Source organism: Escherichia sp. SCLE84 (genome assembly GCF_012584495.1).
Lineage (GTDB): Bacteria > Pseudomonadota > Gammaproteobacteria > Enterobacterales > Enterobacteriaceae > ECMA0423.
The window spans coordinates 1,188,108-1,209,327 of record NZ_CP051430.1 but is presented as its reverse complement, the minus strand read 5'-3'; the positions used below and the strand labels follow the sequence as shown (position 1 = coordinate 1,209,327).

The following is a 21,220-nucleotide window of genomic DNA, read 5'->3' as shown; positions in this document are numbered from 1 at the left end:
GGGTTGGTGGATTTGCCCCTATATTTCCAGACACCTGTTATCACTTAACCCATTACTGGCCCGCTGCCGTAGATATTCCCGTGGCGAGCGATAACCCAGTGCACTATGCGGATGCCATTCGTTATAATGCTCGAACGCCTCTGCAAGGTTCTTTGCTGCCGTTAACCCGTCTGGTTTGGGCATGATACTGATGTAATCACGCTTTATCGTTTTCACGAAGCTCTCTGCTATGCCGTTACTCTCCGGACTCCGCACCGCCGTGTTCTTCGGTTCAAGTCCCAGCATCCGGGCGAACTGGCGTGTTTCATTAGCCCGGTAGCATGAACCATTATCCGTCAGCCACTCCACTGGAGATGTCGGAAGCTCGCTGCCGAAGCGGCGTTCCACCGCTCCCAGCATGACGTCCTGTACTGTTTCACTGTCGAAGCCGCCCGTAGTGACCGCCCAGTGCAGTGCCTCACGGTCACAGCAGTCCAGCGCGAACGTGACCCCCAGTTTTTCTCCGTTATCACAGCGGAACTCGAACCCGTCAGAGCACCATCGTTGATTGCTTTCTTTCACGGCCACTTTGCCAGTATGTGCCCGTTTCGATGGCGGTACAGCGGTTTTTCGCTCAAGCAACAGCGCATTCTGGCGCATGATCCGGTAAACACGTTTGGCATTGATAGCAGGCATACCATCAAGTTCGGCCTGTCTGCGAAGCAGCGCCCATACCCGACGATAACCATACGTGGGCAGCTCTCCGATAACATGGTGTATACGGAGAAGCACATCCGTATCATCTGAGTGACGGCTGCGGCGACCATCTTTCCAGTCATCGGTTCGTCTGAGAATGACGTGCAACTGCGCACGCGACACCCGGAGACAACGGCTGACTAAGCTTACTCCCCATCCCCGGGCAACAAGGGAGACCGTCATTCCCGGTTCAAAGCTCTGCTGAACAATAGCGATCTTTTCCTGTGTAGTACGCCGTCTGCGTTTCTCCGGCCCTAAGACATCAATCATCTGTTCTCCAATGACTAGTCTAGAAACTAGTATTAAGACTATCACTTATTTAAGTGATATTGATTGTCTGGAGATTCAGGGGGCCAGTCTATATATCAATTAATCATTAGTTTAAAAGCTTGTTCAACTGCATACATCATTAGCGTTTAAGCCAGTGAACAGGAAGTTTACTGGCTTAATTACAGTAATATAGTGTATCGCTATGCTCACTGAGTCTTAGATCTCCACCGTCGGTCTAATATTCGCACTCCTGCTAACAACCGGTAATCAAATCGTCCTCCGGTATTGAAAGTTAATACACAAATCAGGATGATGGAGGCTCATACTGGTACAGCGCGACCACTTATGCAGGCGTCTCTGTCAGGTTTGTTGCCCGGATCACCCGCATCAGGGACAGGGCTGTTCAGTTATCCGCAGGAGAAAATATGTCACTCAAGGCTATCGCCGCCGAACTCGGGATCTCTGTCACCACAGTCAGCCGGGCGCTTGGCGGATTTTCGGACGTTTCCGCTTCGACCCGTGCACGTGTAGAAGCGGAAGCTCGGCGTCGTGGTTATCGCCCGAATACCCTGGCAAGACGTCTCAAAACCGGTAAAACCGATGCGGTCGGCCTGGTCTTCCCTGAACATGCTGTACTGTTCAGCAGTAGTGTGTTTGTGGATATGGTCAGTTGTATCAGCCGGGAACTGGCCCGCCATGATATTGACTTACTGCTGATAGCCGATGATGAACGGGCTGACAGCCACAGCTATATGCGTCTGGTCGAAAGCCGCCGGGTTGATGCCCTTATCGTGGCGCACACGATGGATAATGACCCGCGTCTTACACACCTGCAGGAGGCCGGTATTCCGTTTCTGGCACTCGGTCAGGTGCCGTCCGGTCTTCCCTGTGCCTGGTTTGACTTTGATAACCATGCAGGAACCTGGCAGGCCACACAGCACCTGATTGCCCTGGGCCATCAGCGAATTGCCCTGCTGAGTGAGGACAACTCCCGTGCCTATGTCACTGCACGACGTCAGGGATGGCGCGATGCCCTGAGTGAACATGGTCTGCCTGAGACCTGGCTACGCCGGGTCTCTCCCACCCGACGCTCAGGTTTCCAGGCAGTGACTGAGTTAATGTCACTTCCGCTTCCCCCGACGGCCATTATTACCGACAGTGACCTGATCGGTGATGGCGCGGCCATGTCGCTGCAGTTATCCGGTCATCTGTCCGGAGAGGATGCCGTCTCTCTTGTGGTTTATGATGGTCTGCCGCAGGACAGTATTATTGAACAGGATGTGGCTGCAGTTCTTCAGTCAACACGACATCGCGTCGGTCGTCAGATTGCCGACATGATACGCCAGCTGGTCACGAATGTTTCACCTGAAATGCTACAAGTACTCTGGCAGCCGGAATTTCATCCTGGCAAGACAACGCTTGCTCCCTCCGCCTGATTTTTAATCCCGCTCACAAATTCGAATCGTTTCGGTTGCTATCCGAAACGATTCGGATCAACAGTAAGGCATACCCGAAAACGGAGATGTCTTATGGAACCGATGTACCGCAGGCTGACCAGTCCCCACTCAGACCTGATTATTAAAACCCACCCGTATGCAGAGATTGTCTGGTGGGGATCCACCCTGAAACACTTTTCACCGGATGACTGTATCAGCCTGGAAAGGCCGGTTGCGAATGGTCGTCTGGATACCGACACCCCACTGACGCTGATGGCCGAAAACGGCGCGGGACTTTTTGGCTCGCCGGGGCTGGAGGGACACCGCAACGGGCTGGATGCGTCCCCTGTGTTCCGTACCATCAGCGTGGTACAGGCCGGAGAATCACTCACCCTGACCAGTGAGGATGCAGTGGCGGGTCTGCGCATGGTCAGTGAACTGGTGCTGACATCGTCCGGTGTGCTGAAGATGCGTCATGCCCTGACGAACCTCCGTGAAGGGGACTGGCAGGTGAACCGCTTCGCCATCACGCTCCCTGTGGCTGAAAGGGCAGAGGAAGTCATGGCCTTCCACGGACGCTGGACTCGTGAGTTTCAGCCGCACAGGGTCCGTCTCACACATGACGGTTTTGTGCTGGAGAACCGCCGGGGCCGCACGTCCCATGAGCATTTTCCGGCACTGATTGCCGGTGCCCCCGGTTTCTCAGAACAGCAGGGCGAGGTGTGGGCCGTACATCTGGGCTGGAGTGGCAACCATCGCATGAAATGTGAGGTCAAAACTGACGGACGGCGTTACCTCCAGGCGGAAGCACTGTGGATGCCCGGAGAAAAAGCCCTGAAGAAGGATGAGACCGTGTACACGCCGTGGCTGTACGCCAGCTATTCCCCGGAGGGGCTCAATGGTATGAGTCAGCAGTACCACCGTTTTCTGCGCGATGAAATCATCCGTTTTCCTGAGCAGAAACCCCGTCCGGTGCACCTCAATACCTGGGAAGGTATTTATTTTGACCACGACCCGAACTACATCATGCAGATGGCCGGACGTGCGGCAGCGCTTGGCGTTGAACGTTTCATTATCGACGACGGCTGGTTTAAGGGACGCAATGATGACCATGCGGCTCTGGGCGACTGGTATCTGGATGAACAGAAGTATCCGGACGGACTGATGCCGGTGATTAACCATGTGAAATCACTCGGCATGGAGTTCGGTATCTGGGTGGAACCGGAAATGATTAACCCGGACTCTGACCTCTTTCGCCGCCATCCTGACTGGGTACTGTCAATGCCGGGGTACACACAACCAACCGGGAGACATCAGTATGTTCTCAACCTGAACATTCCTGAGGCCTTTGCTTACATTTATGAACGCTGTTTATGGCTGCTGGGCGAACACCCAGTTGACTATGTGAAATGGGACATGAACCGCGAGCTGGTCCAGGCCGGGCATGAAGGTCGGGCGGCGGCGGACGCGCAGACCCGTCAGTTTTACCGGCTGCTGGATCTCCTGCGCGAACGTTTTCCCCGTGTTGAGTTTGAGTCCTGCGCTTCCGGCGGTGGACGTATCGACTTTGAGGTTCTGACCCGCACGCACCGCTTCTGGGCTTCTGACAACAATGACGCCCTGGAGCGCTGCACCATACAGCGTGGCATGAGTTACTTTTTCCCGCCGGAGGTTATGGGGGCACACATCGGTCATCATCGCTGCCATGCCACCTTCCGGCAGCACAGCATTGCCTTTCGCGGTCTGACGGCCCTGTTCGGTCATATGGGACTGGAGCTGGATCCGGTAACGGCCGGAGAAGAGGAATCCGCCGGTTACCGCCGCTATGCCTCGCTCTACAAAGAATGGCGGCAGCTTATCCACACGGGCACCCTATGGCGGGTGGATATGCCGGATGCGGCGACACAGGTGCAGGGGGTGGTCAGCCCGGATCAGTCGCAGGCGCTCTTCCTGGTGAGCCAGCTTGCCATGCCGGATCACACCCTGCCGGGTGCTCTACGTTTTCCGGGGCTGGCACCACAGGCCCGTTACCGGCTTCGTGTTGTTGACCATCCGGATATTCAGCTGGTCGGTGAAGGCGGGCATACCATGCGCAGGCTGCCCGGCTGGATGAACCAGACCTCCGACATCAGTGGGGAATGGCTGGCGCAGGCCGGTATTCAGCTTCCCGTACTGGATCCGGAAAGCGCCATGCTGATTGCCCTTGAACGTTTGGCATAAAAGGACCGGAGCCGGTCACGGCTCCCTGCACTCAGTCCCGTGAGGATAACAATAATGAATACTGTCAGTACTCATAAAAACCCCGATTTCTGGATATTTGGTCTGTTCTTTTTTCTCTACTTTTTCATCATGGCAACCTGTTTCCCGTTTCTGCCCGTCTGGCTGTCAGACATTGTGGGGCTGAGTAAAACGGATACCGGGATTGTTTTTTCATGCCTCTCCCTGTTTGCCATCAGCTTCCAGCCGCTGCTGGGGGTCATCTCAGACCGTCTTGGCCTGAAAAAACACCTGATGTGGATCATCAGCCTGCTGCTGGTCCTGTTTGCACCGTTCTTTCTGTACGTTTTTGCGCCGCTGCTGCGGTTCAACATCTGGGCCGGAGCACTGAGCGGCGGGATTTTTATCGGCTTCGTTTTTTCTGCGGGAGCCGGTGCCATCGAAGCCTATATTGAACGTGTCAGCCGCAGCAGCGGATTTGAATACGGTAAGGCCCGGATGTTCGGCTGTCTGGGCTGGGCGCTGTGTGCCACCACGGCAGGGCTGCTTTTCAACGTGGATCCGTCCCTGGTATTCTGGATGGGGTCCGGCTGCGCATTGCTGCTGGTCCTTCTGGTGGCGCTGGCGCGTCCCGGAACCAGTCAGACAGCGATGGTCATGAATGCGCTGGGTGCCAACTCGCCCGTGATTTCCGCCGGAATGGTGTTCAGTCTGTTTCGTATGCGTCAGATGTGGATGTTCGTGCTTTACATGATTGGGGTGGCCTGCGTCTATGACGTGTTTGACCAGCAGTTTGCCACGTTCTTCCGTGCATTTTTTGACACGCCGCAGGCGGGGATCCGGGCATTTGGTTTTGCCACCACGGCTGGCGAGATTTGCAATGCCATCATCATGTTCTGCTCCCCCTGGATAATCAACCGCATTGGTGCCAAAAACACACTGCTTGTCGCGGGTCTGATTATGACCATCCGCATCACAGGGTCGGCCTTTGCCACCACGGCTACTGAAGTGGTGATCCTGAAAATGCTGCATGCCCTTGAAGTCCCATTCCTGCTGGTTGGTGCGTTCAAGTATATCACCGGCGTGTTTGATACCCGGCTGTCGGCCACCATTTATCTGATTGGCTTTCAGTTCTCCAAACAACTGGCGGCGATATTCCTCTCAACCTTTGCAGGTCACCTGTATGACCGCATGGGGTTCCAGAACACCTATCTGGTTCTGGGCGGTATTGTCCTTGCGGTCACCGTGTTATCGGCTTTCACCCTGAGCAGTACCCGTAAAACGGCTGCCCCGTCAGCAGAAACCGCTACAGCACAGACGGAGGTTCGCTTATGAAACAGCGTCTTGCCTCTGCACAGGTTGCACTTGATACACTCCGCGCCCGTCGTGGTGATACCTGGTACCCGGTTTTTCATCTGGCTCCACCTGCCGGATGGATGAATGATCCGAACGGGCTTATTTATTTCAGCGGTCGCTATCACGCATTCTTTCAGCACCATCCGGCAAGTGAACATCAGGGGCCGATGCACTGGGGACATGCCACCAGTCCGGACATGCTGCACTGGCAGCATGAGCCGGTTGCGCTGGCACCCGGTGATGAATATGACCGGGATGGCTGTTTTTCCGGCAGCGCAGTGGACGACAACGGCGTGCTGTCGCTTATCTACACCGGTCATCTCTGTCTGGAGGATCGGGGGGATGACAGCATCATCCGCGAAGTCCAGTGTCTGGCAACCAGCCGTGACGGCATTCACTTTGAGAAACAGGGCTGCGTGCTGACGCCACCGGAAGGCATCATGCATTTCCGTGACCCGAAGGTCTGGCGGGAAGGGGGATACTGGTGGATGGTTATCGGCGCGCGGGATACCTCTGACACCGGTCAGGTGCTGCTGTATCGCGGCACATCCCTGCGGGACTGGCGCCAGGAACGGGTTCTAGCGCAGTCGGCAGCCGGAGAAAGCTATATGTGGGAATGTCCGGACTTTTTCCGCTGTGGCGACCATCACTGGCTGATGTTCTCCCCGCAGGGGATGACGCCCGGCGGATACCGGTTCCGCAACCGCTTTCAGAGCGGAGTTTTACCGGGTCACTGGCAGCCGGGGGCCGCCTTTGCCCTGAGCGGGGCATTTGAAGAACTGGATCACGGTCATGATTTTTATGCCCCGCAGTCCCTGGTCGCGGAGGACGGACGGCGCATCATCATGGCCTGGATGAATATGTGGGACTCCCCGATGCCTACAAAGCGTGAGGCCTGGGCCGGATGTCTGACCCTGCCGAGGGAACTTTTTGAACGCCATGGTCGTCTGTGTCAGCGTCCGGTTCGCGAAGCCGAATCCCTTCGCGGGACGTGCCAGCCGTTACACCCTGTAAGGCTCAGTGGCACGCAGTTGCTGGCTGAGGACGCACAGGCCGTGGAACTGGTGCTGACGTGGCATACCCTCGACAGTCAGGCAGAGCATTACGGCATCCACCTGGGAGACGGGCTCCGGCTGTATGTGGATAACCAGGCAGGACGGCTGGTGCTTTGGCGTCACTACCCGGATGAGGGGCTGGACGGTTACCGCAGTATCGCGCTGCCTGGCGCAGAATATCTGACGCTACGGGTTTTCCTGGACCGTTCATCGGTGGAAGTGTTCGTTAACGATGGCGATGCCACCCTGTCCAGCCGTATTTACCCGCAGCCCGGAACCCGCCGGTTGTCGCTATATGCAGCTCACGGCGAGGCTGTGCTGACGGACGGCTCACTGTGGACGCTGGCCTGAAATAATTCCACTGCCGTCGGTGACGGCAGTACTTTCGGTTCACCCGTAATGAAGGAAAGCACAATGGGATTACTGGGCAGGATTAAACAACTGATAAGTGAAAATGAGAAACCGGCGGAAGTCACCCGCGTGATGGCACCGCTGTCCGGTGAAATTGTCCCTCTGGACACGGTTCCGGATGCTGTGTTTGCCGGGAAAATAGTGGGGGATGGTATTGCTATCCGTCCTTCCGGCGGCGATACCTTGATGGCTCCTGTCAGCGGCACTATCGGTAAAATACTGGAGACAAACCACGCGTTTTCCATCCGCACCGACAGTGGCACTGAACTGTTCGTGCACTTCGGTATTAACACAGTTGACCTCAGGGGAGAGGGTTTCCGGCGTATTGCCCAGGAAGGCCAGCTGATCAGCACCGGTGACCCCGTCATCGGGTTTGACCTTGCGTTACTTCAGCAGAAAGCACAGTCCACGCTGACACCGGTGATTGTGGCGGACTCTGACCGTGTCCAGGAGATAACCCTGTTCTCCGGCCCGGTCATCGCCGGAGAAACACCGGTTTTTGATATCAGCAGCCAGTAAGCGCCATGAGTGACAATATCGCCAGCGGGCAGCTGGTATCAGGGAAAGCCGCACATCTGGCCTGGTGCGGGCTGGTAGCCCTGCATCTGGCCCGCCGGGATGGCCGGATTGCGTCAAAAATCCAGGAAAACCTGTTTCTAAACCGCTGGCGGAGCACAGCACTGAAACAGCACCGTTTTCCCCGCACATATCAGAGCCCTGCAGAGTGAAAGCGGGGCGAAAGATATCCGCAGCAGGCTGGAGTATCTGTGGCAGGCCTGCTCTGGTGATGTGTCGGTACAGACTGACCTGTTCCGCCTGACATTCGCCCTGGAAACCATCAGGGAGCAGGGCTGGTGCTGGCGGATACTGAGCGACCGGAAATGGGAGGGGCGTAATGTCGTGGTTCCGAACGGGGATGCCGGCAGCTTTTATCTTTCCCGCTCACGTCTTGAGGCGGCATTTGATTATCAGGGGAGGTTGCTGCATCCCCTGACCGGCGATGTGTCTGCCCTCGCTGCCCTGCTCCGGAATGCGGGTTGGTATCCAATTCCAGCCGGAACCACGGATATGGCGATGTTTGAGCTGTCTGTCATCCGCTGAATATGACTGATGAAAATCATGGAGTATGAATGAGTACAGTAAAAGTATGGGGTCTCGGTGATGCCGTGGTGGATTTATTACCGGAGAAGCCGGGCACGCTGTTGCAGTGCCCTGGTGGTGCGCCTGCCAATGTTGCCGTGGGCGTGGCCCGACTGGGGGGCCTGAGCGGGTTTGTCGGGTGTGTGGGGGATGACCCTTTCGGGCGTTTTATGCGCAAAACCCTGGCTGATGAGGGTGTGGACACGGCGTATATGCATACCGACCCTCTGTACCGGACTTCCACAGTGGTGGTGTCGCTGGTGCCGGGTGGTGAACGAACCTTCACATTTATGGTGCGCCCTTCGGCAGACCTTTTCCTTACCCCTGATGATTTACCGCCCTTTCGTGCCGGTGAATGGCTGCATACCTGCTCCAATGCCCTGAGTGCAGAGCCCTGCCGCAGCGCCACGTTTCAGGCCATGGAGAACATCCGGCAGGCTGGCGGCAGGGTCAGCTTTGACCCCAACATCCGGACTGACCTGTGGCAGAGCACATCGCAACTGCGTGAGTGTCTGCACCGGGCGCTCATGCTGGCGGATGTGGCAAAGGTATCGGAAGAGGAACTGTTCTTTATCAGCGGTGAACAGGATGTCCGGAAGGGAACCGATGTTCTGGCATCACATTATCCCCTGGCACTGCTGCTGGTAACCCAAGGAAAGGATGGCGTGATGGCTCGCTGGCAGGGAAAAAACCTGTACTTCCCGGCAACACCGGTGGTGAGTGTGGACACGACCGGTGCCGGTGACGCCTTCGTGGCAGGTCTGCTGGCAGCGCTGGCGGCAGAGGGGATGCCCTCCGGTGAGCAGGCACTCGCATCCGTCATCGAACAGGCCCAGCGCTGTGGTGCGCTTGCCACGACAGCAAAAGGTGCCATGACAGCGTTACCCCGTCGCCAGGATTTACTGAAACACCCCTGACCGTTTCCTGCCCGTAACCGTTGTGCACGTCATTTTTGTTGCGGGTGACTAAATCGATTTAGCTGTCAACAATACCTCTGTTTTTACAAGGATATAAAAATGAAAAAACACCTTCTCTCGTGTGCCATTCTGCTGGCCTGTTCCCCGGTCTTTGCGGCGGGGAATACCGACAGTATTGAAGCCCGGCTGGCGGCCCTGGAAAAACGGCTTCAGGATGCTGAAACCCGTGCTCAGAAGGCTGAATCACGGGCAACCGCTACAGAACAGCAGGTGCAGCAACTGGCCGCCACCCCGGCGACACAACCTGTTGTGCCACAGACCGTATCCGTACCACCGGAAAAGAAAGCGGACAATAGTGGTTTTGAGTTTCACGGCTATGCCCGCTCGGGTCTGCTGATGAACGATGCCGCATCCGGCAGCAAAAGTGGTCCGTATCTGACGCCTGCCGGAGAGACCGGTGGCTCGGTCGGGCGCCTCGGGAATGAGGGAGACACTTATGTGGAAACCGTGTTTGAGCACAAAAAGACGCTCGAAAGCGGGGCCACCACCCGGTTTAAGGTGATGCTGGCGGATGGTCAGAAAACCTATAACGACTGGTCGGCGAACTCCAGTGACCTTAACGTCCGCCAGGTGGTGGCTGAACTGGGAAATCTGCCGGACTTCACCGGGCCGCTGAAGCACAGTACGGTATGGGCGGGTAAACGTTTCGATCGTGACAACTTTGATATCCACTGGCTGGACTCGGACGTGGTTTTCCTCGGCGGAACCGGGGGCGGTATCTATGACGTGAAATGGAACGACACTCTGCGCAGTAACTTCTCCCTGTATGGACGCAATTTCGGGGAGATGGAGGATATCGATAACAACGTCCAGAACTATATCCTTACCATGAACCACTTTGCCGGGCCGTTCCAGCTTATGGTCAGCGGTATGCGGGCAAAGGATAATGATGACCGCAGGGACAATAATGGCGACCTTATCCATGCCAGTGCCGCCAGCCACGGTGTGCATGTGTTGGCCGGACTTCATAATGACAGTTTCTGGGGATTACGTGAGGGAACGGCGAAAATAGCACTTCTGTACGGGCATGGTCTGGGGGCGGAAGTGAAGGGGATTGGCTCTGACGGTGCACTACGCAGTGATGCGGATACTTGGCGTCTTGCTGCATATGGTACCACCCCGCTCGGAAACGGCTGGCATATCGCCCCGTCAGTCATGGCGCAGGGCAGTAAGGATCGCTATGCCCGTGGAGACAGTTATGAATGGGTGACCCTGAACACCCGCTTGATTAAGGAGGTGACGCAGAATTTTGCGCTGGCGTTTGAGGGCACTTACCAGTACATGGATCTGAAACCTGAAGGGTATAAGGACCGCAATGCTGTTAACGGCAGTTTTTACAAGCTGACGTTTGCGCCCACCCTCAAGGCAGGAGGTCTGGGGGACTTCTTCAGCCGTCCGGAACTGCGTCTGTTCGCCACCTGGATGGACTGGAGCAGCAGACTGGATAACTACGCCAGTGATGATGCTTTCGGCGGTAGCGGGTTTAATGCAGGCGGGGAATGGAATTTTGGCGTTCAGATGGAAACCTGGTTCTGAACACTAACGCTCCCGGTGTACCGGGAGCGTTGCCGGTCATTGTCCCGTAAATGAAAGCGTTGTTCATCAATAGGAATTTAAACCCCAAAAAGATTAAAAAAACACCTGAAAAAGGGCGCTTTCTCAGCATCGTCACACATGCCATAACTTCGACGTCATCAATTAAATGGACTTCATTGATTGATACCGGGTATCGTGACGGGAGCCTGTTTAGGATTCTGTGTAAATGCCTTTTCTCAGAAGTGACCGTCCAGGCGGTCACCGAACTCGATAATAAAGCGGCTCATTGCCATTCGCCAGTCCTTCAACGGCATCGTCCATTTCTGGGACGCAGACTGGATTGCCAGCCACACCACTTTTTTCACCGAGTCGTCTGTCGGGAACACTTTACGCTTTTTGATCGCATGGCGGATCACGCTGTTTAGCGACTCGATGGCATTCGTCGTATAGATCACTTTGCGGATGTCCGTTGGATAAGCGAAGAACGTGGCAAGATTCGGCCAGTTAGCCTGCCAGCTTCGGCTTATCTGAGGATAGCGACTGTCCCAGGCCGCAGCGAACGCTTCCAGTGCCTGCTGACCTGCCTCTTCCGTGGGAGCTTGATAAATCGCTTTCAGGTCGCGAGTGACGGCCTTGTAGTCCTTCCATGACACGAAGCGCAGGCTGTTGCGCACCATATGCACGATGCATAACTGGATGCGGGCCTTCGGATATACTGTGTTGATGGCATCCGGGAAGCCTTTCAGGCCATCCACACAGGCGATGAGGATATCGTTCAGACCGCGGTTTTTCAGTTCAGTCAGCACATTGAGCCAGAACTTCGCCCCTTCATTTTCGGCCAGCCACATACCCAGCAGTTCCTTCTGACCTTCGATATTGATGCCCAGTGCCAGGAACACCGATTTGTTGATGACGCGACTGTCCTGCCGAACTTTCAGGACGATACAGTCAAGATAAACAATGGGGTAAACAGCATCCAGTGGTCTGTTTTGCCATTCTACAACCTGCTCCATCACGGCATCGGTGACCTGAGCCGCCCCGGGAATCCTGGAGACTAAACTCCCTGAGAAAGAGGTAAACAGAATGACTAAAAATACTCGTTTTTCCCCCGAAGTCCGTCAGAGGGCGATTCGTATGGTTCTGGAAAGTCAGGGCGAATATGACTCACAGTGGGCGGCAATTTGTTCCATTGCCCCAAAGATTGGCTGTACACCGGAGACTCTGCGTGTCTGGGTGCGCCAGCATGAGCGGGATACCGGAGGCGGTGATGGCGGGCTCACCACCGCTGAACGTCAGCGTCTGAAAGAGCTGGAACGTGAAAATCGTGAACTGCGCCGCAGTAACGATATCCTTCGCCAGGCTTCCGCTTATTTTGCGAAGGTGGAGTTCGACCGCCTCTGGAAAAAGTGATGCCACTGCTGGATAAGCTGCGTAAGCTGTACGGGGTCGGACCGGTATGCAGTGAACTACATATTGCCCCGTCAACGTATTACCACTGTCAGCAACAGCGACATCATCCTGATAAACGCAGTGCCCGTGCGCAGCGCGATGACTGGCTGAAGAAAGAGATACTGCGCGTATACGATGGGAATCATCAGGTATACGGTGTGCGTAAAGTCTGGCGTCAGTTGTTACGGGAAGGAATCAGGGTAGCCAGATGTACAGTGGCGCGCCTCATGGCGGTTATGGGACTTGCCGGTGTTCTCCGGGGTAAAAAGGTCCGCACTACCGTCAGCCGGAAAGCCGTTGCCGCAGGCGACCGCGTAAACCGTCAGTTTGTGGCAGAACGTCCTGACCAGTTGTGGGTGGCTGATTTTACTTACGGTGTGCCCGGAGTTCAGGGCGGGCATGGATGCTTAAATGAACCGCGAGTCTGTCTGGAATATTGAACCGGTAACTCACGATGAGAAACCCAACAATCCCACCGGGTGTGACGGTGGAGAACCTGAGCGGCAGTGACCTGCGGCATGCCCGCAGGGTGATGTAACCCGCTGACAACGGGGATTGAGGCGAGATCACTAAGCCGAGATGATCCTCAAGGTTAAGTACTGAAAGGCTGAAGAACATGAACCCGTTAATCCGCCTCTGTGGGTTGAAAACGTCACCACGGCCTACGTGATCTGACAGGCCGTGCAGGAGGAACTGGCAGTGATACGTAAGCACTGCCGGTCGAAGGTGTTTTGACATGTATGCGAAACACCGGGGCAGCAGCGTCTATCACGCTTGCATTGCTGACTTCTGCCAACTTGCGGCAAGCAAGGATAAAGAGTGCGACGGGCAGCCTCCTCAGTATGCCTGAGTCCAGGCCGGTAAACCGGGGAAGGTCAGCGACGGATGTTAAGGGGGCATGGCTCCGATGACGCGCTGGCTGGCGGAGCTTCCGTAGTAGTCCGCGATGGGGAAAGCCCATTACATGGCGAAGGGAAGCAGTTTGAATGTGTTTGCGACGTGAATTAACTGACCTAACGAGGTGAAGACCTTTGATAATCAGCGAAATGCAACGCAAGCTTGCCACATGGGCAGCCACCGATCCGTCCCTACGGATTCAACGGCTGCTGCGTCTGATAACACAACCAGAATGACTGGCTGAAGCGGCGCGGATCACGCTTTCATCAAAGGGGGCCCATACCCCCGGCGTTGATGGCGTGAACAAAACAATGCTACAGGCCAGACTGGCTGTTGAGCTGCAAATCCTCAGGGATGAATTACTCTCAGGCCACTACCAGCCCTTGCCCGCCAGACGGGTTTACATCCCTAAAAGCAACGGCAAACTGCGACCACTGGGTATCCCCGCGTTGCGGGATCGTATTGTTCAGCGGGCCATGCTGATGGCGATGGAGCCGATATGGGAGAGTGATTTTCATACGCTCTCATATGGCTTCCGGCCTGAGAGCAGTGTCCACCACGCGATCCGCACGGTGAAATTACAGCTCACAGACTGTGGTGAAACCCGGGGACGCTGGGTGATTGAAGGCGACCTGTCCAGTTACTTCGACACCGTACATCATCGACTGCTGATGAAGGCTGTACGCCGCAGGATCAGTGACGCACGTTTCATGACTCTGCTGTGGAAAACCATCAAGGCGGGACATATCGATGTCGGTCTCTTTCGGGCGGCCAGTGAAGGTGTGCCACAGGGCGGTGTTATATCGCCGCTATTATCGAACATCATGCTGAATGAGTTCGATCAATACCTGCATGAGCGCTACCTGAGCGGGAAAGCCAGAAAAGATCGGTGGTACTGGAATAACAGTATCCAACGGGGCCGAAGTACGGCGGTCAGAGAAAACTGGCAGTGGAAACCCGCGGTGGCGTACTGCCGCTATGCCGATGATTTTGTCCTCATCGTCAAAGGCACCAAAGCACAGGCGGAAGCCATCAGGGAGGAGTGTCGGGGTGTGCTCGAAGGCAGTCTGAAACTCAGGCTGAACATGGATAAGACTAAAATCACCCATGTTAATGACGGCTTTATCTTTCTGGGGCACAGGATCATTCGCAAACGCAGTCGTTATGGCGAGATGCGAGTGGTCTCAACGATCCCGCAGGAGAAAGCCAGAAACTTCGCCGCATCGCTGACAGCACTGTTATCAGGCAACTACAGTGAAAGCAAAGTCGATATGGCTGAACAACTCAACCGAAAACTGAAAGGCTGGGCCATGTTCTATCAGTTCGTTGATTTTAAGGCCAAAGTCTTCAGTTATATCGACCGTGTCGTGTTCTGGAAGCTGGCTCACTGGCTGGCCCGCAAATACCGTACAGGTATCGCTTCCCTGATGAGGTGGTGGTGTAAATCACCGAAACCGGGTCAGAGCAAAACGTGGGTTTTATTTGGTAAAACCAATCACGGCAAGCTCAGCGGCGAAATACTGTACCGGTTGGTGGGGCAAGGCAAGAAGCTGTTCCGCTGGCGGCTACCCGAAGGTAATCCCTATCTGAGGACGGAGACCAGAAACACGTATACATCGCGCTTTACAGAAGTGGCAATGGCGTTCGCCAGCATTTAAATGGAGAGCCGGATGCGCTGAAAGGTGCACGTCCGGTTCGGGGAGGAGAGGCAGGGAAATAGTCCGACTACGCCCTGCCTCTTACTCTACTCTGGACGGGTAAGCGCTGGGCGTACCTCGCCGTTGTTCTCGACCTGTTCGCAAGAAAACCAGTGGGCTGGGCCATGTCGTTCTCGCCGGACAGCAGGCTCACCATGAAATCGCTGGAAATGGCATGGGAAACCCGTGGTAAGCCCGGCGGGGTGATGTTCCACAGCGATAGTAATAATGCCGATGTCAGTCTTTACCACCACTTAGTTTGCCGTTTAACCAGATTGGTGTGATTACTGATGCAGTGAAGACCTTCCCGCATCCTGACTCACACAGCGATCGACCTTTTGTGTCCTGCCCTGGACCCGTCGGTTGCCGGAAGCGCCTTCATGCGAGGCATCTCCTCACCGATGCGCGTGACTCAAGAAGGGCCTGACGGCTTGTCTCGTTACTGTCCTGTCCGGGTTATCTGTCTGGAGATTCAACTCTGTTTCCTCACAGGAGCTCTGTCATGGTTGATAAAGTTACCAAAGCTGCCGTTGTGGGTGGCGTGGATACACATAAAGATTTGCACGTTGCCGCTGTCGTAGATCAGAACAATAAAGTCCTTGGGACTCAGTATTTCTCCACAACACGACAAGGTTACCGGCAGATGCTGGCATGGATGACCTCGTTTGGGACATTAAAGCGAATTGGTGTTGAGTGCACAGGTACCTATGGTTCCGGTTTGCTTCGTTATTTTCAGAACGCCGGGTTAGAGGTTCTTGAGGTGACTGCTCCAGACCGGATGGAGCGACGCAAACGGGGTAAAAGTGACACAATTGATGCTGAATGTGCCGCTCATGCAGCATTCTCAGGCATCAGGACAGTTACTCCCAAAACGCGTGATGGCATGATTGAGTCCCTGCGGGTATTAAAAACTTGCCGAAAAACAGCAATATCAGCCCGCAGAGTCGCTCTCCAGATTATCCATTCAAATATTATCTCTGCCCCGGATGAATTACGTGAACAGCTCAGAAATATGACGCGCATGCAGCTCATCAGGACCCTGGGTTCCTGGAGACCTGATGCCAGTGAATACCGCAATGTAACCAACGTTTATCGCATTTCATTAAAGTCCCTTGCCCGACGCTATCTCGAGTTACATGACGAAATCGCTGATCTGGATGTCATGATTGCGGCAATTGTCGACGAGTTGGCACCTGAGCTGATTAAACGTAATGCTATCGGATACGAAAGCGCTTCACAGTTGCTGATCACTGCCGGAGACAATCCTCAACGGTTAAGATCAGAATCAGGATTTGCGGCACTGTGTGGTGTCAGCCCGGTCCCCGTTTCTTCTGGAAAAACGAACCGTTACCGACTTAATCGTGGTGGAGATCGTGCTGCAAATAGTGCACTTCACATCATCGCCATCGGACGCTTACGAACTGACGCAAAAACAAAGGAATATGTCGCCAGGCGTGTAGCCGAAGGACATACAAAAATGGAAGCGATACGCTGTCTAAAGCGATATATCTCCCGCGAAGTTTACACGTTACTGCGCAATCAAAACAGGCGGATCAACAGTATCCCGATAACAGCTTGACTCTTAGAAGGGCGTCCAGGGCAGTCATTATACGAGCAGGCAGTTCCGGCAGTTATTGTGGCGATACCAGATCAGGCAGAGTATGAGCCGGCGCGGAAATTGCTGGGATAACAGCCCAATGGAACGCTTCTTCAGAAGTCTGAAGAACGAATGGGTGCCGGCGACGGGCTATGTAAGCTTCAGCGATGCAGCTCACGCAATAACGGACTATATCGTTGGATATTACAGCGCACAAAGACCGCACGAATATAACGGTGGGTTACCGCCAAACGAATCAGAAAACCGATACTGGAAAAACTCTAACGCGGTGGCCAGTTTTTGTTGACCACTTCAGTGGGTGGTGGTGTTAAGAGCATGCGGTCTGCGTAAGAGAAAGGGGTGAGCATTTTACGCTGCTGTTGCTGCCGGATGCGGCTCGCGCCTTATCCGGCCTATAAATGAGCGTGAAACGCAGGCCTACAAATGAGTGTGAAATGTAGGCCTGATAAGCGAAGCGCCATCAGGAATAAGTGCCAGGTATTACACGCGGAAGTAGCGTGGTGGAATCAACGCGGAAAAGGCGTCGAACTTCTTCACCATCTTTTTCCAGAACAACATAACAACAATCCTCGATTTGAAACATCGGCGCTATTTTAGTCAGCGCCGACAAATCGTAAAGCCTGTCGCCTTGTTCCGTTTCTGGGGTGGTATAAACCTTTTTGGTCACTGTGTCGTCAAATACGATTGCCGCGAATTTGACGGGGTTGACAATGGCTTACGCCATAAACCAGTAATAAAAGAGACCGACTTTCAGGCCAAGGATCACAATGTAGGCACAGCAGTATTTCATGGTGCCAGACATGATCTGATTGGCCTGACCGTCCATTTTGGTGGCAGAAACCGCGATGGCGATGCTTTGCGGCGAAATCATTTTGCCCCCCGTAGCGCCAGAGGTATTGGCCGCCGCCAGCCAGTTGGGATCGATATGTAACTTGCTGGCAGCTATGGTTTGCAGCTTGCCAAACAGAATGTTCGAGTTGGTATCGCTGCCGGTAACGAACGTGCCCAGCGCGCCAATCACCGGGGCGAGGAAGACGTACGAGCTGCCGGTCAGATCGACAATCGACTGCGCCAGTGTGGAGATAATCCCGCTGAGATCCATCACCGTGGCCAGCGCGACGATCGCCATAATTGCCACGATAGAGTTTTTAAGCTGGAAAATCGTTTTGATAAATACTTCCAGCATCCCGCGTGCGGACGCTCCCTGAATAAAACCGCCGATAATGGTCGCAAAGATAATCAGCATCCCTGGTGTGGTCACCCATTCAACTTTCAGTGCCATCGTTTTGCCGTCAGCCAACGTGAAATGCAGCACCGAAGCCAGTTGGGATGCCGCGCCTTTTATTGTCGGAAACAGCGGCGAACACAGCAGGATAAACACAAAAATAAACAGATAGATAGAGCCCACGCGGAACAACACTTTTGCCGAGCGCGGCGTGGTTTCGCGGGTATGGCTGACCTCAATGCGCCACTCTGGATCGGTTTTCCCTTTGCGCAGGCGACTGACCATCGCCACGGCAAACAGGCTGACCAGGCTACCGGCAAAAGCGGGTAATTCCGCGCCAAGATGGATGGCGACAAAATATTGCGGAATCAGCGTGGAAATGCCGCAAATCAACGTGATCAGAAATACGCCGCGAATGGCTTTCAGGCCACCGCCAATAATGCAGACAATCACAAACGGCAGCAGGATATTAAACAGCGCGAGCTGCAAAATAATGGTTCCGCCTAAGGTATAAACCGGCAGATTAACCTGCTCTGCCAGAATAGAAACCGGGATCCCAACCGCGCCAAATGCGGTCGGAACGGTATTTGCTACGAGGGAAGCAATCGCCGCCTTCAACGGGTTGAATCCCAGCGCAATGAGAATACCGATCGGAATAGCGACCGCCGTGCCATAGCCCGCAGCGGCTTCAAGAAATCCACCAAAACACCATGAAATCAGCAGCACCTGAATACGCTTATCTTCGCTAATGCTGGCGAGAATATCGCGCAGAATATCCAGCGCTTTGGTCGCCTGCATGACGTTATAACTGAAGATAGCGCCGAGGATAACAATTACGATCGGCCATAGTCCCTTCAGTGCACCATAGCCTATCGCGGCTTTCAAATTTTGTACGGGCATTTCCCAGAATATTGCCGATAGTGCAGCGGTGAATACCAAAGAGATCAGTACGGAATAATGGATGGGCATTTTTAATTTCAGTATTAAAAATACCATCAGCAGCAAAGGAGAGAGTGCCAGAGCAAACATTAAATATTCGTGCATTACAATTCCCGATTTACTTTTTTAGACTGAGCTATATTTATGGGGAAGGAAGCTACCTGAATAATAAAATAAAAAATGCTAACTGAATCGCTTCAGTGAAATAAAGTTATAAAGGTTAATAATTGTATAAATAATGTTATTTTTTTATTAAATATGAATAACCACTAAATATTACAACACCCATTAGAGTTAATCATTAATAGGTATGGGATGATCTTTGCAATAAATAAGTGTTTTGGCATCCCCTCAAAGGGCGAGGTATGAATTATATGGCGGTGGTAATTTCATTAAAAAATGTGAGCGGTACCGAAAGAAATAAAATGGGGTATTGCATGTGGATATTGATTGAGGGAATATTCTGCTTTGTCATACAAATGAACTTATAGCCATTTTCACTGGCCCTGATATAAGGAGCGGAGAGCCGCCCTCCATGAAACATACTGATAATAAGACCTTTTTGACGACTCTTACCCAATTGGTTGGCCCTGCTCATATCCTCACCGAACCGTCAAAAACTGCGCGTTACCGTAAGGGATTCCGCTCGGGTCAGGGTGATGCTCTGGCGGTGGTTATCCCCGGCTCTTTGCTTGAACTCTGGAAAGTCCTCAGCGCCTGCGTTGAGGCTGATAAAATAATCCTGATGCAGGCGTCGAACACAGGCCTGACCGAGGGTTCGACGCCAAATGGTAATGACTACGACCGCGAGATCGTCATTATCAGCACGCTGCGGCTGGACAGTCTGCATGTGCTGGATGAGGGCAAGCAGGTGCTGGCTTATCCGGGCACCACGCTGTACTCGCTGGAAAGGGCGCTGAAGCCGTTTGGCCGTGAGCCGCATTCGGTGATCGGCTCTTCGTGCATCGGCGCGTCGGTTATCGGCGGTATCTGTAATAACTCGGGCGGTTCTCTGGTCCAGCGAGGCCCGGCTTACACCGAGATGTCGCTGTTTGCCCGCATTGATGAACAGGGACGCTTGCAGCTGGTCAATCACCTTGGCATTGAGCTAGGTCAGACGCCAGAGCAAATCCTTGCCCGGCTGGATAACAATGTGATTGAAGCCGCGCTCGTCAACCATGACGGACGTCACGCGCACGATCACGACTATGTTAGCCGCGTGCGGGACATCAATGCCGACACGCCAGCACGTTACAACGCTGACCCGGATCGCCTGTTTGAATCCTCTGGCTGCGCGGGCAAGTTAGCGGTGTTTGCCGTACGTCTGGATACCTTTGAAGCCGAGAAGAACCAGCAGGTCTTTTATATCGGTACCAATCAGACTGATGTCCTGACTGAGATTCGCCGCCACATCCTGGCGAATTTTACAAACCTGCCGGTTGCTGGGGAGTATATGCACCGCGATATCTATGATATTGCAGAGAAATACAGCAAAGATACCTTCCTGATGATCGACAAACTTGGCACGGACAAAATGCCGTTCTTCTTCAACCTGAAGGGGCGTACCGAGGCCATACTTGAGAAGGTGAAGATCTTTCGCCCGCACTTTACTGACCGCGCGATGCAGGCTTTTAGCCATCTGTTCCCGAGCCATCTCCCGGCGCGGATGAAGACCTGGCGCGATAACTATGAACACCATCTGATGTTGAAAATGTCCGGCGAGGGTGTGGCCGAAGCCCAGGCATGGTTAACGGACTATTTTAAATCGGCCGAGGGCGCGTTCTTTACCTGTACCGCGGAAGAGGGCAGTAAGGCGTTTCTGCATCGTTTTGCCGCCGCGGGTGCTGCCATTCGTTATCAGGCCGTTCATTCTGACGAGGTTGAGGATATTCTCGCGCTGGATATTGCATTACGCCGCAATGATACCGAATGGTATGAGTATTTACCTGCGGAAATTGACAGTCAGTTGGTGCATAAACTCTATTACGGCCATTTTATGTGCCATGTATTCCATCAGGATTATATCGTTAAAAAAGGCGTAGATGCCCACGCGTTAAAAGAACAGATGCTGGAATTACTGCGCCAACGCGGAGCGCAATATCCGGCGGAACACAATGTCGGCCATCTGTATAAAGCGCCGGAAAATTTGGCACGTTTTTATCAGGAAAATGATCCGACCAACACTATGAATCCAGGTATTGGTAAAACCAGCAAACATAAAAACTGGGCATGAAATACGAATGAACATTTGTTTGATATCGC

At 54.0% G+C, this 21,220-nt stretch carries 13 protein-coding genes, 5 pseudogenes and 1 other annotated feature; of the genes and pseudogenes, 15 read left to right on the top strand and 3 right to left on the bottom strand.

All coding sequences use genetic code 11. The features are described 5' to 3' along the window. Window positions 1-18: 18 nt before the first annotated feature. Window positions 19-1,005 carry an IS3 family transposase gene (locus tag HGD79_RS06155; protein ID WP_001354443.1) on the bottom strand — a complete coding sequence of 329 codons (987 nt, stop codon included), beginning with the start codon at window positions 1,003-1,005 and terminating at the stop codon, window positions 19-21. Between the two features lie 425 nt (window positions 1,006-1,430). Here HGD79_RS06155 and HGD79_RS06150 point away from each other — a divergent pair, with 425 nt between their 5' ends. From HGD79_RS06150 to HGD79_RS06110, 9 genes are all read left to right on the top strand, one after another. Further along, window positions 1,431-2,441 (top strand): substrate-binding domain-containing protein, encoded by a 1,011-nt coding sequence (locus HGD79_RS06150; protein ID WP_000053329.1) that lies wholly within the window; start codon window positions 1,431-1,433, stop codon window positions 2,439-2,441. A gap of 93 nt (window positions 2,442-2,534) precedes the next feature. Next, window positions 2,535-4,661, top strand: a complete 2,127-nt coding sequence (locus HGD79_RS06145; RefSeq protein WP_000433621.1) for an alpha-galactosidase — start codon at window positions 2,535-2,537, stop codon at window positions 4,659-4,661. 54 nt (window positions 4,662-4,715) lie between these two features. Then, window positions 4,716-5,993, top strand: a complete 1,278-nt coding sequence (locus HGD79_RS06140) for an MFS transporter (protein ID WP_001099190.1) — start codon at window positions 4,716-4,718, stop codon at window positions 5,991-5,993. After that, window positions 5,990-7,420 (top strand): glycoside hydrolase family 32 protein, encoded by a 1,431-nt coding sequence (locus HGD79_RS06135; protein ID WP_000813683.1) that lies wholly within the window; start codon window positions 5,990-5,992, stop codon window positions 7,418-7,420. The genes HGD79_RS06140 and HGD79_RS06135 overlap by 4 nt, the downstream gene beginning before the upstream one ends. Window positions 7,421-7,483: 63 nt before the next feature. Then, the gene (gene crr / locus HGD79_RS06130; protein WP_000523728.1) at window positions 7,484-7,999 is read left to right on the top strand and encodes a PTS glucose transporter subunit IIA; all 516 of its coding nucleotides are present in this window, start codon (window positions 7,484-7,486) and stop codon (window positions 7,997-7,999) included. A 5-nt stretch (window positions 8,000-8,004) separates the two neighbouring features. Continuing rightward, window positions 8,005-8,208, top strand: a complete 204-nt coding sequence (locus HGD79_RS06125; protein WP_001313182.1) for a DUF2913 family protein — start codon at window positions 8,005-8,007, stop codon at window positions 8,206-8,208. Window positions 8,209-8,269: 61 nt separating this feature from the next. Continuing rightward, window positions 8,270-8,581: a DUF2913 family protein gene (locus HGD79_RS06120; protein ID WP_001313183.1), complete on the top strand. Its 312-nt coding sequence runs from the start codon at window positions 8,270-8,272 to the stop codon at window positions 8,579-8,581. 29 nt (window positions 8,582-8,610) lie between these two features. Next, the gene (locus HGD79_RS06115) at window positions 8,611-9,537 is read left to right on the top strand and encodes an aminoimidazole riboside kinase (protein WP_000108760.1); all 927 of its coding nucleotides are present in this window, start codon (window positions 8,611-8,613) and stop codon (window positions 9,535-9,537) included. Window positions 9,538-9,636: 99 nt separating this feature from the next. Next, the gene (locus tag HGD79_RS06110; RefSeq protein WP_000716410.1) at window positions 9,637-11,133 is read left to right on the top strand and encodes a carbohydrate porin; all 1,497 of its coding nucleotides are present in this window, start codon (window positions 9,637-9,639) and stop codon (window positions 11,131-11,133) included. Window positions 11,134-11,369: 236 nt separating this feature from the next. Here HGD79_RS06110 and HGD79_RS06105 read toward each other — a convergent pair. Next, a pseudogene (locus HGD79_RS06105) lies at window positions 11,370-12,161 on the bottom strand (IS256-like element IS1414 family transposase); the annotation flags it as partial. A 55-nt stretch (window positions 12,162-12,216) separates the two neighbouring features. Here HGD79_RS06105 and HGD79_RS06100 point away from each other — a divergent pair. The 5 genes and pseudogenes from HGD79_RS06100 to HGD79_RS06080 all read left to right on the top strand — a co-directional run. Then, window positions 12,217-12,956 (top strand): annotated as a pseudogene (locus HGD79_RS06100) (IS3 family transposase); the annotation flags it as partial. After that, window positions 12,498-12,614, top strand: a sequence feature (AL1L pseudoknot). (Overlaps the previous pseudogene by 117 nt.) Before the next feature lie 672 nt (window positions 12,957-13,628). Continuing rightward, a pseudogene (gene ltrA, locus HGD79_RS06095) lies at window positions 13,629-15,137 on the top strand (group II intron reverse transcriptase/maturase). Between the two features lie 80 nt (window positions 15,138-15,217). Next, a pseudogene (locus tag HGD79_RS06090) lies at window positions 15,218-15,397 on the top strand (DDE-type integrase/transposase/recombinase); the annotation flags it as partial. Window positions 15,398-15,678: 281 nt separating this feature from the next. Beyond that, complete coding sequence (locus HGD79_RS06085) at window positions 15,679-16,755, top strand: IS110 family transposase (RefSeq protein WP_000227970.1); 1,077 nt, start codon at window positions 15,679-15,681, stop codon at window positions 16,753-16,755. 16 nt (window positions 16,756-16,771) lie between these two features. Then, window positions 16,772-17,080 (top strand): annotated as a pseudogene (locus tag HGD79_RS06080) (integrase core domain-containing protein); the annotation flags it as partial. 429 nt (window positions 17,081-17,509) lie between these two features. On the opposite strand, the gene HGD79_RS06075 reads toward HGD79_RS06080, so the two are convergent. Next, window positions 17,510-19,063, bottom strand: coding sequence for an L-lactate permease (locus HGD79_RS06075; protein WP_000545263.1), 1,554 nt, complete (start codon window positions 19,061-19,063; stop codon window positions 17,510-17,512). Between the two features lie 430 nt (window positions 19,064-19,493). Between HGD79_RS06075 and dld the strand changes: the two genes are divergently transcribed. After that, on the top strand, window positions 19,494-21,191 hold the full coding sequence (dld, locus tag HGD79_RS06070) for a D-lactate dehydrogenase (RefSeq protein ID WP_000683099.1): 1,698 nt from the start codon (window positions 19,494-19,496) through the stop codon (window positions 21,189-21,191). The last annotated feature ends 29 nt before the right edge of the window (window positions 21,192-21,220 follow it).